The 228-nt window shown below is 67.5% G+C and carries 1 protein-coding gene; it reads right to left on the bottom strand.

The window, feature by feature from the left end; translation table 11 throughout:
- On the bottom strand, positions 1–228 hold a 228-nt coding region (locus QP415_RS13265), incomplete at both ends, for a hemolysin III family protein (protein WP_285100379.1).

The following is a 228-nucleotide window of genomic DNA, read 5'->3' on the forward strand; positions in this document are numbered from 1 at the left end:
GGGTAGGGGTCGGGCTTCTTGGTGCCGTAGACGACCGCGCCGAGCGTGTACAGGACGCCTCCGGCGACGATCAGACACACGACGATGGGGCCACCGCCCGCCCACAGCTGGGGTCGGTACCAGACCGCGACCCATCCGAGCGCGACGTAGACGAGGGTAGTCAGCCAGCGTGGTGCGGTGGGCCAGAAGAGGTTAAGGAGGATACCGACAACTGCTCCGCCCCAGACG

The sequence above is a fragment of the Pauljensenia sp. UMB3104 genome (genome assembly GCF_030217285.1).
Taxonomy (GTDB): Bacteria; Actinomycetota; Actinomycetes; order Actinomycetales; family Actinomycetaceae; genus Pauljensenia.